General features: G+C 34.0%; 14 protein-coding genes and 1 tRNA gene. 12 read left to right on the plus strand and 3 right to left on the minus strand.

Features of this window, described 5'->3' with window-relative positions; all coding sequences use genetic code 11:
* Nucleotides 1–3 precede the first annotated feature (3 nt).
* Together ERX46_RS11840 and ERX46_RS11845 are read right to left on the minus strand one after the other, a co-directional pair.
* The gene (locus tag ERX46_RS11840; RefSeq protein WP_130094089.1) at nt 4–417 is read right to left on the minus strand and encodes a hypothetical protein; all 414 of its coding nucleotides are present in this window, start codon (nt 415–417) and stop codon (nt 4–6) included.
* Nucleotides 418–925: 508 nt separating this feature from the next.
* Nucleotides 926–1001, minus strand: a tRNA-His gene (locus ERX46_RS11845).
* Nucleotides 1002–1369: 368 nt separating this feature from the next.
* Here ERX46_RS11845 and ERX46_RS11850 point away from each other — a divergent pair.
* The 7 genes from ERX46_RS11850 to ERX46_RS11880 all read left to right on the plus strand — a co-directional run bounded on the left by ERX46_RS11850 (nt 1370) and on the right by ERX46_RS11880 (nt 7572).
* Nucleotides 1370–2362 (plus strand): Gfo/Idh/MocA family protein, encoded by a 993-nt coding sequence (locus ERX46_RS11850; protein ID WP_130094090.1) that lies wholly within the window; start codon nt 1370–1372, stop codon nt 2360–2362.
* A 41-nt stretch (nt 2363–2403) separates the two neighbouring features.
* Nucleotides 2404–3267, plus strand: a complete 864-nt coding sequence (locus ERX46_RS11855; RefSeq protein WP_130094091.1) for a hypothetical protein — start codon at nt 2404–2406, stop codon at nt 3265–3267.
* Between the two features lie 9 nt (nt 3268–3276).
* The gene (locus ERX46_RS11860) at nt 3277–4671 is read left to right on the plus strand and encodes a sugar transferase (RefSeq protein WP_130094092.1); all 1395 of its coding nucleotides are present in this window, start codon (nt 3277–3279) and stop codon (nt 4669–4671) included.
* 141 nt (nt 4672–4812) lie between these two features.
* Complete coding sequence (gene pyrR, locus ERX46_RS11865) at nt 4813–5361, plus strand: bifunctional pyr operon transcriptional regulator/uracil phosphoribosyltransferase PyrR (RefSeq protein ID WP_130094093.1); 549 nt, start codon at nt 4813–4815, stop codon at nt 5359–5361.
* Nucleotides 5354–6283, plus strand: coding sequence for an aspartate carbamoyltransferase catalytic subunit (locus ERX46_RS11870; protein ID WP_130094094.1), 930 nt, complete (start codon nt 5354–5356; stop codon nt 6281–6283). The genes pyrR and ERX46_RS11870 overlap by 8 nt, the downstream gene beginning before the upstream one ends.
* Before the next feature lie 34 nt (nt 6284–6317).
* On the plus strand, nt 6318–6656 hold the full coding sequence (locus ERX46_RS11875; protein ID WP_130094095.1) for an STAS domain-containing protein: 339 nt from the start codon (nt 6318–6320) through the stop codon (nt 6654–6656).
* A 4-nt stretch (nt 6657–6660) separates the two neighbouring features.
* Entirely contained in the window at nt 6661–7572 is a 912-nt protein-coding gene (locus ERX46_RS11880) for a ribonuclease Z (RefSeq protein WP_130094096.1), read from the plus strand.
* 665 nt (nt 7573–8237) lie between these two features.
* Here ERX46_RS11880 and ERX46_RS11885 read toward each other — a convergent pair.
* Nucleotides 8238–8681 (minus strand): PaaI family thioesterase, encoded by a 444-nt coding sequence (locus tag ERX46_RS11885; protein ID WP_130094097.1) that lies wholly within the window; start codon nt 8679–8681, stop codon nt 8238–8240.
* A gap of 118 nt (nt 8682–8799) precedes the next feature.
* On the opposite strand from ERX46_RS11885, the gene ERX46_RS11890 reads away from it, so the two are divergent.
* The 5 genes from ERX46_RS11890 to mbhE all read left to right on the plus strand — a co-directional run bounded on the left by ERX46_RS11890 (nt 8800) and on the right by mbhE (nt 15113).
* Nucleotides 8800–9285, plus strand: coding sequence for a hypothetical protein (locus ERX46_RS11890; RefSeq protein ID WP_130094098.1), 486 nt, complete (start codon nt 8800–8802; stop codon nt 9283–9285).
* 46 nt (nt 9286–9331) lie between these two features.
* Complete coding sequence (locus tag ERX46_RS11895) at nt 9332–9895, plus strand: L-threonylcarbamoyladenylate synthase (RefSeq protein ID WP_130094099.1); 564 nt, start codon at nt 9332–9334, stop codon at nt 9893–9895.
* Between the two features lie 3 nt (nt 9896–9898).
* Nucleotides 9899–11218, plus strand: coding sequence for a DEAD/DEAH box helicase (locus tag ERX46_RS11900; protein ID WP_130094100.1), 1320 nt, complete (start codon nt 9899–9901; stop codon nt 11216–11218).
* A gap of 137 nt (nt 11219–11355) precedes the next feature.
* Complete coding sequence (locus ERX46_RS11905) at nt 11356–12540, plus strand: pepsin/retropepsin-like aspartic protease family protein (protein WP_130094101.1); 1185 nt, start codon at nt 11356–11358, stop codon at nt 12538–12540.
* A gap of 323 nt (nt 12541–12863) precedes the next feature.
* Nucleotides 12864–15113, plus strand: coding sequence for a hydrogen gas-evolving membrane-bound hydrogenase subunit E (gene mbhE, locus ERX46_RS11910; protein ID WP_449374884.1), 2250 nt, complete (start codon nt 12864–12866; stop codon nt 15111–15113).
* Nucleotide 15114: the final 1 nt, after the last annotated feature.

Below are 15114 nucleotides of genomic sequence, written 5' to 3' on the forward strand. Positions count from 1 at the left end.
TTTTTATTGATAGTTAATAGTAGTGGATTGTATACTTGTAGTTGTATTTGCAGCGCGTTTACCGCTGTTACCAACTAAAAATTGTTTAAACAAAGTTAAATTCTTGTAATCAATTAGGCCTCCCTTAATAGTCTCACCTGGTGTTAACTGAATAACATTGTTATCATCACCATTGGCAGTATTTTTTTGCTCTCCTTTTTCATTTGTGTAGTTAAAAACGGGTGTAAATGAAACTTGATTTTGAGAAACATTCGTTATTTCAAAGGAATAATATTCATAAAAAATATCATTTACCGCATCTGTGTGTTCCTCCACTGAGAATTGAACTTTAATTTTTGAATCAACATACAAATTTTCTTGAGCAAAAAGCATTAGAGAAAAAGTGATGGAAAATAGAGTAAGAAGTAGTTTTTTCATGAGTTAATGTATTATTGTGTTAGTAATATATAATAATAAAATTGTTTTGTAAAATCTTCTAATTCTAGTCAGAAAGACAATCTCAATATTAAAACGAAAAGAGGTCTGGATGGGTTGCCAAATAAAATGAATATTTTCTATTTTAAGTACAGCTGAAAGGCTAAATCGAAACTACAAACCAACCATTTAAACAGAAGCACAAGCATAGCCTGGTTTTCAAATAGATAGAATACTTAATAGAACTAACAGTTCGATTTATAAAGTATCGCAAACAAACACATAGATTTAATAAAAGAGGATCTACTCCTAGAAACCTAAATATTGAATAGATTGTTTTAAAAACAAGGGGATGACTTCACCTTTAAGACAATTCTCATCAGAAAAAGAGAAAACATTAAAGTTGAATTTAGAAAATCGAAATAATCCAAGTATAAAAACAGGGTGGTAATAGCGATTAAAAAAAACATTTATAAAACAAAAAAGCTAGCCTATTTCTAGACTAGCTTTTGGGTGGAAGACCGGATTCGAACCGGCGACCCTTGGTACCACAAACCAATGCTCTAACCAACTGAGCTACAACCACCATTTAAACTTTTTTTGTTCTGACCATCCTTAGATTACAGGAAATCAAAACACACTTAAATATTATTGATGCTTAATGCTTACTTTTAAAGTAAAATCAAACCTAAAATTTCTTTTTAAAAACTGAACCGTTGTTCAAATCGGTTGCAAATATAATTATAATAAAGTTATCTATCTCCTCATCAAAGCACTTTTTTTTTAGAAATTATCTACGATTGAATAACTCAACTGTAAATCAAAGTTTTGCATGTATTAATCGATAGTTTAATCATTGAAGATTTGATTGAATTGTATATAAACTGTTAATAACATCCTAGAAAAGGCTATTATTACTAGCATACATACTGTATATTTGTAAAAAATCGATGAGATGATAAAAATTGGATTGATAGGTGCTGGACATTTAGGAAAAATACATTTACGTTTAATTAAAGAACTTTCTGAGGTTTATGAATTGGTTGGGATTTTCGACAACAATCCTGAACAAGCTAAATTAGTTAGTGAGGAGTATGATTGTAAAGCATTCTCTTCTGTTGAAGCACTAATTGATGAAGTAGATTGTGTAGATATTGTAACGCCTACAACTGCGCATTTTGAAACAGCATCGATTGCCATTAAGCGTTCAACTCACGTTTTTATAGAAAAACCTGTAACACAAACCACCTACGAAGCGCGTGCTTTATTAGCCCTAGCTGAAGAAGCAAAAGTTAAAGTTCAAGTTGGCCATGTTGAAAGATTCAATCCTGCATTTAGAGCAGCTATTCCATATTTTGATCAACCAATGTTTATAGAAACACATCGTTTGGCGCAATTTAACCCTCGCGGAACAGATGTTCCTGTTATTTTAGATTTAATGATTCACGATATTGATGCGATCTTAAGTGTTGTCAATTCAACTGTAAGAAAAATATCTGCTTCTGGAGTTGCTGTTGTTTCTGACACTCCAGACATTGCCAATGCACGAATAGAGTTTGACAATGGTTGCGTAGCAAATTTAACAGCTTCAAGAATTTCATTGAAAAACATGCGTAAATCTCGTTTCTTTCAAAAAGACGCTTATATAAGTGTAGATTTTTTAGAAAAAGAAATGGAAGTTGTTCAAATGGAAACTTTAGAAGGGGAAGCAGGTCCTTATGACATGGTAATGGAAATGGGGAATGGAAAACCATCTAAAAAAATCATTTTCGACAAACCGGAGATTGAACCAATAAACGCTATTAAGGAAGAACTTCTTACTTTTGCAGAATGTATTAAAAATGACACAACGCCAATCGTTTCTTTGGAGGATGGAATGCTCGCTTTACATGTAGCAGAACAGATTCTAGATAAGTTAAAAATGAATGGTTCTATGCTTGACAAATAATATTCCATAATATTTTACGTTCTCTTTTAAAATCATTCTACATGAAGCGCATTTCTATATTGTTTATTTTATCTCTCGTTATTCTTTCTTGTAAAAAGGATCAACCTGAAGTGGCATGGTTAAAAATCGATAAATGGATTCTAAATTCTAATCCAAATGCAGAAATTCCGCAAGGGGAAATGTCGCATGATTTGTCACAGGTTTTTGTAAACATGGACGGAAAAAGTCTAGGTGTTTATCAATTGCCTGCTAAAATTCCAATTATTGGGGACGGAACACATGATTTTGTAATTCTTCCCGGAGTAATTAACAATGGAATTAGCGCAACAAAAAAAAGATATCCGTTTGTAGAACCCTATAAAGGTTCAATTACTTTGGTTAAAAATGATACTGTTTCATTTACCCCATCGACGCAGTACTATAGCTCAGTTAAATTTTTGATTGAAGACTTTGAAAGTCCAAGTATGCAAATGGATGTCGCAACGGAGTCTACTGCTACATTAGGCAGAAACAATGATCCAGCGTTTTTAAAATGGGGAAATAAATATGGTGAAATTATACTTAGTGATTCAGCATCAAACATCTCAATCGCCACAACATTTGGAACCGTTCTCCCTAAATTAGGAGCAGAAGTTTATTTGGAGTTTGACTATATTAATACAAATTCTATGCTTACAAACGTTGTTTCTGTTGGAAATGGTGACTATTATGAAGATCCTTACATTTTGATAAATTCTCAACTAAAAGATAAAGCAGTTTGGAAACATGTATATTTAGACTTAATGGAAATTGTGTCATACAGACAAACCACACCAATTAATGAGGCATCATTTAAATTCGTATTGGATCCTGGATTTAATTCTTCCTATTTCATAATAGACAACATTAAACTCGTTTACCCATAGTTTTTCAATATGAATCAAAAACGCTTAAAATCAATTTTCGTATTAATCGACCTGCTTACAGCTACATTAGCTTGGGCGGCGTTTTTCTATTTTAGAAAGATTTATGTTGAGCATGTAGACTTCGAAACTTCTGAGCGTTTTTATTTAGGAATGATTATCGTTCCAATTTTCTGGATTGCCCTTTACTTCTTCTTAGGCACTTATAATAATCTGAAGAGAATGTACTTTATGCGGGTACTTTCCTTTTCAATGCGTTCATTCGTCTTGGGTACTTTAGCGATATTCTTCTTTCTTATTTTAGATGATGAAATTCCTAGTCATACTTATTATTACAATCTTTTATTTGCGCTATTTCTAATTCATTCCTTAATAACTTTAATTCCGCGATTAATTATAACCTATTATATTGTTCAGCGTATTCGAAATAAAAAAGATGGTTTTAGAACATTATTAATTGGTGGGAGCTCTAAAGCTGTTGATATTTTCAGAGAAGTTGAAGGTCTACCTAAAGGAACGGGTTCAAAATTTATAGGTTTCATAAATTTAAACGGAATAGACAACGACATTTCAAACCTGATGACTCACTTGGGTCATATCGATGAACTCGAAAGAATTATTGACGCTTACGATGTGGAAGAGGTTATTATCGCTTTAGATTCATCAGAACAAGAACGCCTAAAAAATATTATAGCACGAATTCAAGGTCGGGATATCAAGATAAAAATCAGTGCTAACATGTATGACCTTTTGAGTGGAAGTGTAAAAATGACCAACATTTTTGGCGCTTTATTAATAGAAGTGAATGACGAAATTATGCCGCACTGGCAATTTGTTATTAAAAGAGTTATGGACATTATTGCATCAATTATTGCAATGGCTATACTTTTACCTGTCTATATTGTGTTGGCAATTATGGTTAAAAGCTCCTCCAAAGGACCTGTGTTTTTCTTGCAAGAACGAATTGGTAAAAACGGAGTTCCATTCGACATTATAAAATTCAGGACGATGGTTGTTGATGCTGAAAAATCTGGTCCACAGCTCTCCTCTACGCATGACAAGCGGATAACGAATATTGGAAAATTCATGCGCAAGGTGCGATTAGATGAAATTCCACAATTTTGGAATGTAATTGTCGGAGAAATGTCACTTGTTGGACCACGTCCAGAGCGACAATTTTTCATTGATAAAATAGCTGAACGGGAACCACAATTTCTGCAATTAACAAAAGTAAAACCTGGAATTACTTCATGGGGACAAGTGAAATTTGGTTACGCAGAAAACGTGGATGAAATGTTACAACGCATGAAGTATGACTTACTTTACCTTAAGAATATGTCAATTGCACTGGATTTAAAGATTTTGCTTTATACGGTGGTTATTGTTTTTAAAGGGAGTGGGAAATAAATAAGCTAACTAGCCAACAGATACAATCCCGCAGCAGCTTGTTTATTTCCGATAGAAAAAGTTAAAACATTCTTCGTTACAGAGAAACTTTATCTCTTGGTTTGGCAAATTATTACCAGTTTAATTTTATCTTTGCTCTCGATGGAAACGCAAGTAATTCTCAACGCAAAGCAGTTTGATTTCACCCTTCAAAGGCTCTGTCGACAACTCATTGAAAATCATGATGATTTCTCAAATACCGTTTTAATCGGATTACAACCCCGAGGAATTAGTGTTTTGAATCGTTTAAAAGAACTCATTGAGGAGATTTTAGACAAAGAAATTCAATGTGGAAGTTTAGACATAACTTTTCACCGTGATGATTTCAGAAGACGCGAAACTCCACTCATTCCCAGTGTTACAAATATTGATTTTTCCTTAGAGAACAAGAAAGTTGTTTTAATTGACGATGTGCTCTATACTGGAAGAACAATTCGTGCAGGCCTGGACGCAATGTTGGCTTATGGTCGACCAAACAATGTTGAATTACTCGCATTTGTTGACCGAAGATTCAAGCGCCACCTTCCTATTCAAGCTGATTATATTGGGAAAACAGTAGATTCACTCGTTTCTGAGCGTGTTTCTGTGGAATGGAAAGAAATTGAAGGAGAAGATAAAGTGATACTATATACCAAAGAGAATAATGGATAATTTAAGTGTTGATCATTTAATTGGAATTGAACATCTCACGACAAGGGACATTGAAATTATTTTTCAAACTGCCGATCGTTTTAAAGAAGTAATCAATCGCCCAATTAAGAAAGTCCCTTCATTACGCGACACAACAATTGCCAATGTATTTTTTGAAAATTCTACCAGAACCAAACTTTCATTTGAACTGGCTGAAAAAAGATTAAGCGCAGATGTTGTTAATTTTAGTGCTTCTAGCAGTTCAGTTACCAAAGGAGAAACTTTAGTGGATACTGTCAACAATATTCTTTCGATGAAGGTAGATATGGTTGTGATGCGTCACCCAAATCCTGGAGCTGCAAAATTTCTTTCTGAACGTGTGAATGCGAAAGTTATAAATGCAGGAGACGGAACACACGAACATCCAACACAAGCATTATTGGACGCCTACTCTATTCGCGAGAAATTAGGAGAAGTTCAAGGAAAGAAAGTAGTTATTGTTGGAGATATTTTACACTCTCGCGTTGCTTTATCAAACATTTATGCCTTACAGAAACTAGGCGCAGAAGTGATGGTTTGTGGTCCAACAACGCTTATTCCAAAATACATTCATGAATTAGGAGTAAAAGTTGAACACAATTTAAGAAAAGCTTTAGAATGGTGTGATGTTGCGAATATGTTGCGGATTCAATTGGAACGTCAAGATATTCAATATTTCCCTTCATTGAGAGAATACACAATGTTGTATGGTTTGGATAAAAAACTACTGGACAGTCTTTCTAAAGAAATTGTTGTTATGCACCCTGGACCAATTAATAGAGGCGTTGAAATCACGAGTGATGTCGCTGACAGTAAGCAATCTATTATTTTAAATCAGGTTGAAAATGGCGTTGCAATCCGAATGGCGGTAATTTACTTACTCGCTGCAAAGATTGAACGTTGATATATTTTGTTATTTTTGAGAAAACAAACCCAGAATGGACTTTAAAGTTTTAAATAAAGCAAATTACAGTATTATTTCTTCAGCAGTTGACAAGCTCAATTTATCGAATGCTTCAGAATTAAAATCTTTAATTCTTGCTGTTAACAAATCAAACGTTAATAATTTGATTATTGACTTAGCGGAAACATCTTATTGTGATTCTTCTGGTTTAAGTGCATTATTATCTGCGAATCGTTTATGTAAGAATTCAAACGGACAATTTGTCTTGACAGGATTACAACCTAATGTTAAGAAGATGATTGAAATTGCTCAATTACACAGAGTGTTAAGCATTACAGAAACTTTAGAGGAAGCAGAAAAAGAAATTCAATAAACCCATGAGTTTTACTGTTACAATTTTAGGATCTGGAGCTGCTGTTCCCACATTAAAAAGAGGAACAACATCACAATTCGTAAGTTGTCAGCAACGTTCTATACTCATAGATTGTGGTGAAGGCACGCAAATTCAAATGCGTAAATTCAAAGTCAAATTCCAAGGTATTCAAATTATTCTCATTTCTCATTTACATGGCGATCATGTTTTTGGACTTTGTGGTTTGATCAGCACAATGCAATTGTTGGGGCGAAAAGAAGCCATAATCGTAGTTGGCCCTGTTGGAATTAAGGAGTTTTTAATGAATCAATTCAAAATAACTGGATATTATAACGGTTTCCCTATTGATTTTAGAGAATTAGAACCTGAAACAAGTGGAATAGTATTCGAAGATAAGTGCGTTGAAATTCAAACTTTCCCATTGAGTCACCGCATTCAAACACAAGGTTATCGCATTAATGAAAAGCCAGGGAAAAGAGGTTTGGACAAAGAAGCTTTTGATGAAACGGGAATTAGTACTTCTTACATTCAAAAATTAATCTCAGGAGAAGACGTAGTGGACAATGAAGGGAATATTGTTAAATCTGCGGATGTTACCTATTCACCAAAACCTACAAAGTCTTACGCTTTTTGTTCTGACACAGCTTATCATACACCAATAATTGAGTCTATAAAAAATGTTGATTTACTTTATCATGAAGCAACATTTACAGATCATGAAAGTGAAAGAGCAACAGAAACTTTTCATTCTACAGCGAAACAAGCTGCTACAATTGCGTTAAAATCGAATGCCAAAAGACTGATTTTAGGTCATTTTTCGGCAAGATATAAAACATTAGAAATTCATAAGGAAGAGGCTCAAAGTATTTTTGAAAGGGTTTTTATTCCGGAGGATGGGGAGTTGTTTTATGTTTGAGGGATGCCGGTGGCATTGGAAGATTAACCGCAAAGTTAAAAGGAGAAAAAGCAAAGTTACGCAGAGAAGAAAAAAGAAAGGATGCCGATGGCATTGAGAGAAAAGTTACGCGGAGATGCGCGGAGGAGCAGAGATTCGCTGAGAAGAATAGAGTGAGAAGTTTTTGCGTTTGGTTTTACTTTATCAATATTTTTTAATAAGTTAAATAAACCAATAAATCCAGGATTATTAACGTCAAAAAAGAGAGTATTTGGAACGCAAATATCAGTTTATACTCATTTCTAATCTTTTCGATGATTTGATTATCCTTATTACTTTTGGACAATGCTGAAAACGGATTTAAATAGTGTAAATCTAATGCTTTCAAGTAAACAGACTCACTTTCAAACAAGTGTCTGTCAAGTCTTTCTATTTCCTTAGATAATTTCTCATATTTAAACCAGAATAAAATTAGACAAGGAATAATCATCGTAAATATGACAAGTTCTACTCCAGTAATTTTTAAAAATATAAATAAAACATTTAAAGATAGAATAGATAAAAAAGCAAACCAATATTTAGACTTCATCTGTTTTTTACAAATTTCTTATTTTAACGAAGGAGTTCTCCACTGCTCTCTCTCTCTCTCCCTGTAAATCCGTTCTCTTCACTCACTTTTGCTTTTGCTAAACATCGATATTTAGCGACTTAAACGCTTTCTCCGCCGGATAAGCATTAAAAGTCCCACTTGCTTTAGCAACCAATACACCTTTTTGATTCGTCACTGCTGCTTCCACATACAACAAACGTTTTCCTGCAGAAATAACTTTTCCTATTGAGGTCAGCTTATCTCCAAGAACAACTGGTTTTAAAAAATTGACTTGCAATTCTACTGTACTGACAACATTTCCATTTTGACCAGAAATTGTTAGTGCTGCAACACCAAGGGTTCCGTCAATTAATCCTGCCACTACTCCACCGTGTGCTGCAATTGGAGTTGCTAAATGTTTTTCTTTGATTTCAAGTACGTATTTTGCTTCTCCTTCTTCTAAAACTTCTAATTCCATTTCTAAGAATGCTCCAAAATTATTTGAAGCCTTGTACATATTCAATACCCTTTCGTCAATCATTGTTGAATTTTTCTACAAAAGTAATCGTTTTAATATGTGTTGTCCGGTTTAAAAGAAGAAAAAACTTAACTTTGAAGGAGTAGTAAAAATAGAATTCAATTGAAGAATATATTGCATTATGGGTTTATTTAATCGAAATAAGAAAGACGATATGAAAGGTACACGTCAAAAGGCAACGAAGGTTGAAATTAAACCTTTTGAATATCATCCTAAAATTATTTTGGCCTGGGCAAAAGGGATTGAAGGTCATTCTGAATTGCTCAATTATTTACTTGAAAATGGTTATAAAGAATTAGTAATGGCCGCTCATGCTATTCGATTGAAAGAAAAAGCCAGAACTTGGCTCATGAAAAATGGATATCCACATGTGATGGCAATGATTAACGCAGCAGAAGGAAATCAGCAGGCTTTGCGCTGGTTGCAAGTCAACAATTTTACCTTGTTTTATAACATGGCCATTGCGATTGATGGCGACGCTGAAGGTTTCAAATGGATCAATCAAAACAGTACACAAGAGTATTTTTTTCTCACCCGAATCATCACTGATGTAAAGGACGAAATCGAAGAAGGACATAATGATGTCCATAAAAGAAGCACAGAGTGACGTGAATACAAATGAGTGTTGTATTTTTGTCAAAAATTAAAGTGCCTTGGAGAAATTAGTCAATATACATGATGCTGCTGAAGGTTTAAAAGCTGGAAAAACATTGCTTTATCCTACGGATACCGTTTGGGGACTCGGTTGTGATGCAAGTAATGAAGAAGCAATTCAAAAAATATTTGATGTTAAAAATCGACCAAAAGAACAATCCTTTATCGTATTGGTAGACAGTGTAGCCATGTTGGAGCGCTATGTTGCTAATATTCCAGAAGTTTGTTTTGACTTAATTGATTTTGCAGCTCGCCCGTTGACAATTATTTACGACGAGCCAATTAATTTACCGAAATCACTTTTGGCGGCTGATGGCACAATCGCTATTCGTGTAACAGAAGATATGAATTGTAAAAAATTGATTCAGCGTTTACGTAAGCCTTTGGTTTCAACAAGTGCTAACATTTCTGGTCAAGCCAATGCCAATAGTTTTGCTGAAATCAGTGATGCTATAAAAAAGTCAGTAGATTTAATTTTAAATGAACGCCTTGAAGAGGTGATGCGCAAACCATCTTCTATTATAAAAGTGGGAAGTGATAACGGCGTAAAAGTAATAAGATAAGCAATGAAATTCGAAGATATAAAATTGACTAAGCAGCTATTAAACGCGCTTAATGAGCAAGGAATTACAGACATGACTCCAATTCAGGAGAAAGCCATTCCAAAAGTTTTGGCTGGTGATGATGTAATTGGAATTGCACAAACTGGAACGGGAAAAACATTGGCTTATTTAATTCCAATTTTGCGTGATTTGAAATTTTCAGACTCAACGCATCCAAGGGTTCTAATTCTTGTTCCTACACGTGAATTGGCTGTTCAAGTTGCTTCCGAAGTAGAGAAACTGACAGGATCTATGTCAACAAGAACAATTGCTGTTTATGGTGGAACAAATATTAATACACAGAAAAAAGCTGTTTATGCTGGATGTGATATTATTATTGGAACACCAGGTCGACTTTACGATATTGCAATGACAGGCTTGTTGCGTTTGAAGGAAATTAAGAAAGTTGTTATCGATGAATGTGATGAAATGCTGAGTTTAGGATTTAGACCTCAAATTCAGCGTATTTTTGATTTATTGCCAACAAAGCGTCAAAGTTTAATGTTTTCAGCAACGATTACCGACGATGTTGATGAATTAGTAGAAACATTCTTTAGAAAAACAGAACGTATTGTTGCTGCTCCATCAGGAACGCCATTACAGAAAATTAATCAAACTGCATTTGCTGTTACAAATTTCAATACAAAATACAATTTATTGAAACACCTTTTAACTTCAAATGAAGATATTGAGAAAACATTCATTTTTGTTAAATCGCGTGTTTATGCAGATATACTTTTCGCACGAATAGAAGAAGATTACCCAGAACAATACGGTGTTATTCACAGTAATAAATCTCAGAATTTCCGTTTGAGAATGGTGAGAGAATTCAAGGACAATAAACTACGTGGTATAGTCGCTACAGATTTGGTTTCTCGTGGTATTGATATTGAGAATGTGAGTCACGTAATCAACTTTGATTTACCGGATGACAAAGAACAATACATGCACAGAATTGGTAGAACAGGTCGTGCAGAAGCTGAAGGAAACACGATTTCATTTGTAAAGGAAGAAGATAAAAAAATCTTTGAGGAAATTCAAGAATTCATGAATTTAGTAGTACCTGTTTCAGCACTTCCAGAAGAAGTTGAAGCAACGACAGTATTGATTCCATTAGAAGAAGTTCCGGATATTCACGATGCGCCAACAATGTTGAATCCGAAGCACTCAATTGGCGATGGAGATAAAGATCAAGCTTCTCCTTATGCTGAAAGAAGAAATATTCGTCCAATAGAAAAGAAATTGGAACGTAAAAAGCAACGTAAGAATAAACGTAAGAAATAGTTTTTATACGCTACCAGGAGTTGTAAACTCGCGGTAGCGTATAAATCGACTTCGTATTTAATAGTTATATAAAAATTAAGCTTTTGAATTAAAGAAAGTTATAAAATTAGAAGTGTTTTTTTGTTTAAATTTAACTTATGAAACAAATATTACTACTTGCTTTATTGACATTGTTTTTTTCTTCTTGTAAACCTATTCTTACAAATACTTTCGGTAGATATCAAGTCAAGAAAATGCACAATGGTGGAACTGTTTCTGCTACCAACTACACAGTAGAAGTTCCATTTAAAATTATTAGTGGCCAAATCATTCTAAAGGTCTATGCTGATAAAAATGCCAAAACCCCATTAAACTTTCTTTTTGACACCGATTCCTATTCTGGTATTTCGATAAAAAAATACGAACAGTTTAAAGGTGATTTTGCGGACTTGAGAACGAAAAATTTCGACAATAACAAAGCAGCCACTGAAACCGAAGTGTATTTGGTTGAGAAACTTTACATCGGTGATATTTTAGTTGAGAATTTCAAATTAACAGTGGATGAATATGTGAATAAAAATCTGGATGGCGTTATTGGAGCAGATTTCATGAAGGACAAAATATTTACTTTCGATTTCCCGAATAACAAATTGCTTATTTCAGACATTTCTCCAGAAGAAAATGCCAATGATTATCCATTTGAACTTAAGAAAGATTGGCGCAAAGTTTACAGCACCAAAATAAATATTGAAGGTCAAGAAATGAATTTTGTTTTTGACACAGGAAGGACTGGTTTCTTGGAAACGACCGATAAATTTGAATTCATTGGCGATAAACAAACGTCATATGAATTAATTGGCAGAAACATAAAAGGTTATCAAAGTGGAACCGTCACTTATATTGAAACTCAAAACTTAGCTTTCAATAATTTTAAGGTTGACAACGCCATTATCATTAAAAGTTCAGATTATAATATCAATTCACTGGGAACAAAAATCCTAATGGACAACAAGGTTATTTTAGATTGTAATAAGATGCAAATGATGCTAAAATTAAAGGATGAAAAGATAAAATTAGCTATTAAAGACTTCCCTACTCACTCCTTTGCTTTTGGATGGATAGAAGGATTAAAAGTTGTTCATAAGAAAGTTGAAGTTCTTGCGATTGATTTGGAACTATTTGATGAAATAATTCAGATCAATGGAAATGAAGTGCGAAACGATCAAGAAAAAGTAGCAGAACTCATGGAAAGCTTGAAAAATGAAAGAATTTGGTATTTGAAGATTAAACGGGACAATAGATTCATGGATGTTCAAGTTCCTCCAAGTATTTTGGAATACTAGGATCATGTTTTAACATCAGTTTTTTAGAAGATTATAATTAAAAATTGACTTCAAGTTTATTTTAGTATTCCATTTTAATCATCTACATAAACACTGCAATCAATTTTTAACCAAATTTCACATCGAAAAACCACCAAATTCACATCTAAAATCGCGGTAATTCGTATATTGTCACGCTAAACAACAAAGCTGAAAAATTGATCATCAATAAGCCTCTTAGAAAAGAGAAATTGACATAAAATCAAGTGTATATTTAATTAATTATGACCGTATTTTTATTTGTAATACTCGCTTCATTTCTTTTCTCACTCCTCTTATTTGGAATGGGTCAGAAGGTTTTTAAGCGAATGACATGGTTTGCGTCACTTTTGCCTATTTCATTGTTTCTCTACTTTTCTAGTTTTGCGAAACCAATTATGAATGGAGAAGTTTTCAATTTCTTTACCGCTTGGGTTCCTTCCATGAGTATCAATCTAGATTTTCGACTTGATAATTTAGCATTGCTCTTCACCTTATTAATAACAGGGGTGGGAAGTATAGTTTTCCTGTACACCACTCAATACATGAAAGGACATCCAAAATTGATGCGCTTTTATGTATTCCTTTCCATATTTATGGGAGCAATGTTGGGATTAGTCACTTCAAACAACATCATTACTCTATTCATTTTCTGGGAATTAACAAGTATCAGTTCATTCTTCCTTATCGGATTTAACAATACAGAATCTTCCTCCCGAAAATCAGCAATTATAGCGCTGAGCATTACTGGATTGGGAGGTTTAGCATTATTGGCATTTGGTGTTTTAGCAGGGCAATTAACAGGAACATATTCGATAGCAGAAATGCTTCAGTCTCCTGAAATATTCGCCAATCATGAGTACACTGTTTATTTATTGATCTTTATTTTCTTAGCAGCTTTTACGAAATCGGCGCAATTCCCATTTCATTTCTGGTTGCCGGGCGCAATGAAAGCCCCTACTCCAGTTTCCACTTATTTACACTCTGCAACGATGGTAAAAGCAGGTATTTATTTACTCTTGCGTTTTACTCCACACTTTCAAAACAACTCTTATTTCTTTACCACACTTTTAATAGTTGGAGCCATAACCATGTTGTATGCCGCTTTCCAAACATTATTCAAAACAGATTTAAAAGGAATATTAGCTTATTCTACAATTGGAGCATTGGGAATCATGGTGTTTTTAATTGGAATTGGAACAAGCGCATCTATTACTGCAGCTATTGTATTTATTGTTGTTCACGCATTGTATAAAGCCAGTTTGTTCTTGGTTACAGGAACAATAGATCACCAAGCAGGAACGCGAGACATCACAAAACTAGGCGGATTAAGGAAAGTCTTAATGCCTTTGTCTATCGCAGGATTAATTGCTGCTTTTTCAAGTGGTGGATTCCCTCCAACGGTCGGTTTTATTGGAAAAGATTTGATTTATGAAGCTACGCTAAATGGCGGATTAAATCCAACTGTATTGACCACAATGGCTGTATTAACCAATATTTTAATGGTTTTTGCAGGATTATTAGTGGGTGTTAAACCATTCACAGGAAAACAACCAGTAGAATTAGGTCGAATTAAAAAACCACATTTCTTATTGTGGTTTATGCCTATGATTTTAGCCGCTTTAAGTTTGTTATTCGGACTTTTCCCAGCAATGGTTGAAAGTTTATTCACACACAATATCACTCCACTTCTAACAGGAGAAGCGAGTCCACACTTGGCTATATGGCACGGATTTAATCTGATTATTTTGTTGAGTGCTATTACCATCGCAGGAGGAATCGCGCTTTACTTTTTATGGAAACCAAGTCATAAGAAAGAAAGTTCAATGATCAAATTTAATGTTTGGTCACCAAAAAGTTTAGCATTAAAATTCGCTGACTTATTTCAGAGGTTATCTTACTTTCTTACCCGTACATTCCAAAACGGTTATTTGCGTCGCTATGTTTTAATTATCTTGGTGTTGTTAACGCTAGTATTTGGAGTTCACGTATTTGTAAATCCACGTATTTTCCTTTCAGTTAAAGAAATTAAAGAATTAAACTGGAATGAAATTGTGATTCTCGCCATGATGTTGGTTTCCGTCATTTTTACTGTATTTACAAAATCCCGACTTTCAGCAATTGCAGGAATGGGTGTTTTAGGTTATACAATGTGTTTAATCTTTGTGTTCTATGGCGCGCCAGATTTAGCAATGACACAATTCTCAATTGATACATTAACCGTGATTTTGTTCGTTTTGGTTCTCTATCGTTTGCCGAAATACCTGAAACTATCCAATAGAACCAATAGAGTTCGAGATGGAATTATCGCCACATCATTTGGAACATTCCTGGCATTCACGATTATTGAAATTATGAATGAAACACCAATAAAGTCAACAACAGAATATTATGCAGAAAATGCTTATATATTGGCTAAAGGAAAGAACGTTGTGAATGTTATATTGGTCGATTTCCGTGGATTTGATACCATGATTGAAATTTCCGTATTGGCTATTTCAGCAATTGGTGTTTTCGCCTTATTGAAATTACACCTTAAAAAACACGAGAAGTAAT

The sequence above is a fragment of the Brumimicrobium glaciale genome (genome assembly GCF_004152935.1).
GTDB lineage: Bacteria > Bacteroidota > Bacteroidia > Flavobacteriales_D > Crocinitomicaceae > Brumimicrobium > Brumimicrobium glaciale.

Coding starts and splice junctions, on each gene's coding strand:
- ERX46_RS11885 (WP_130094097.1), bottom strand. CDS start 8,681: ATGATTGACGAAAGGGTATTGAATATGTACAAGGCTTCAAATAATTTT.
- ERX46_RS11905 (WP_130094101.1), top strand. CDS start 11,356: ATGAAACAAATATTACTACTTGCTTTATTGACATTGTTTTTTTCTTCT.
- ERX46_RS11870 (WP_130094094.1), top strand. CDS start 5,354: ATGGATAATTTAAGTGTTGATCATTTAATTGGAATTGAACATCTCACG.
- ERX46_RS11860 (WP_130094092.1), top strand. CDS start 3,277: ATGAATCAAAAACGCTTAAAATCAATTTTCGTATTAATCGACCTGCTT.
- ERX46_RS11840 (WP_130094089.1), bottom strand. CDS start 417: ATGAAAAAACTACTTCTTACTCTATTTTCCATCACTTTTTCTCTAATG.
- pyrR (WP_130094093.1), top strand. CDS start 4,813: ATGGAAACGCAAGTAATTCTCAACGCAAAGCAGTTTGATTTCACCCTT.
- ERX46_RS11900 (WP_130094100.1), top strand. CDS start 9,899: ATGAAATTCGAAGATATAAAATTGACTAAGCAGCTATTAAACGCGCTT.
- ERX46_RS11890 (WP_130094098.1), top strand. CDS start 8,800: ATGGGTTTATTTAATCGAAATAAGAAAGACGATATGAAAGGTACACGT.
- ERX46_RS11855 (WP_130094091.1), top strand. CDS start 2,404: ATGAAGCGCATTTCTATATTGTTTATTTTATCTCTCGTTATTCTTTCT.
- ERX46_RS11880 (WP_130094096.1), top strand. CDS start 6,661: ATGAGTTTTACTGTTACAATTTTAGGATCTGGAGCTGCTGTTCCCACA.
- ERX46_RS11850 (WP_130094090.1), top strand. CDS start 1,370: ATGATAAAAATTGGATTGATAGGTGCTGGACATTTAGGAAAAATACAT.
- mbhE (WP_449374884.1), top strand. CDS start 12,864: ATGGGTCAGAAGGTTTTTAAGCGAATGACATGGTTTGCGTCACTTTTG.
- ERX46_RS11875 (WP_130094095.1), top strand. CDS start 6,318: ATGGACTTTAAAGTTTTAAATAAAGCAAATTACAGTATTATTTCTTCA.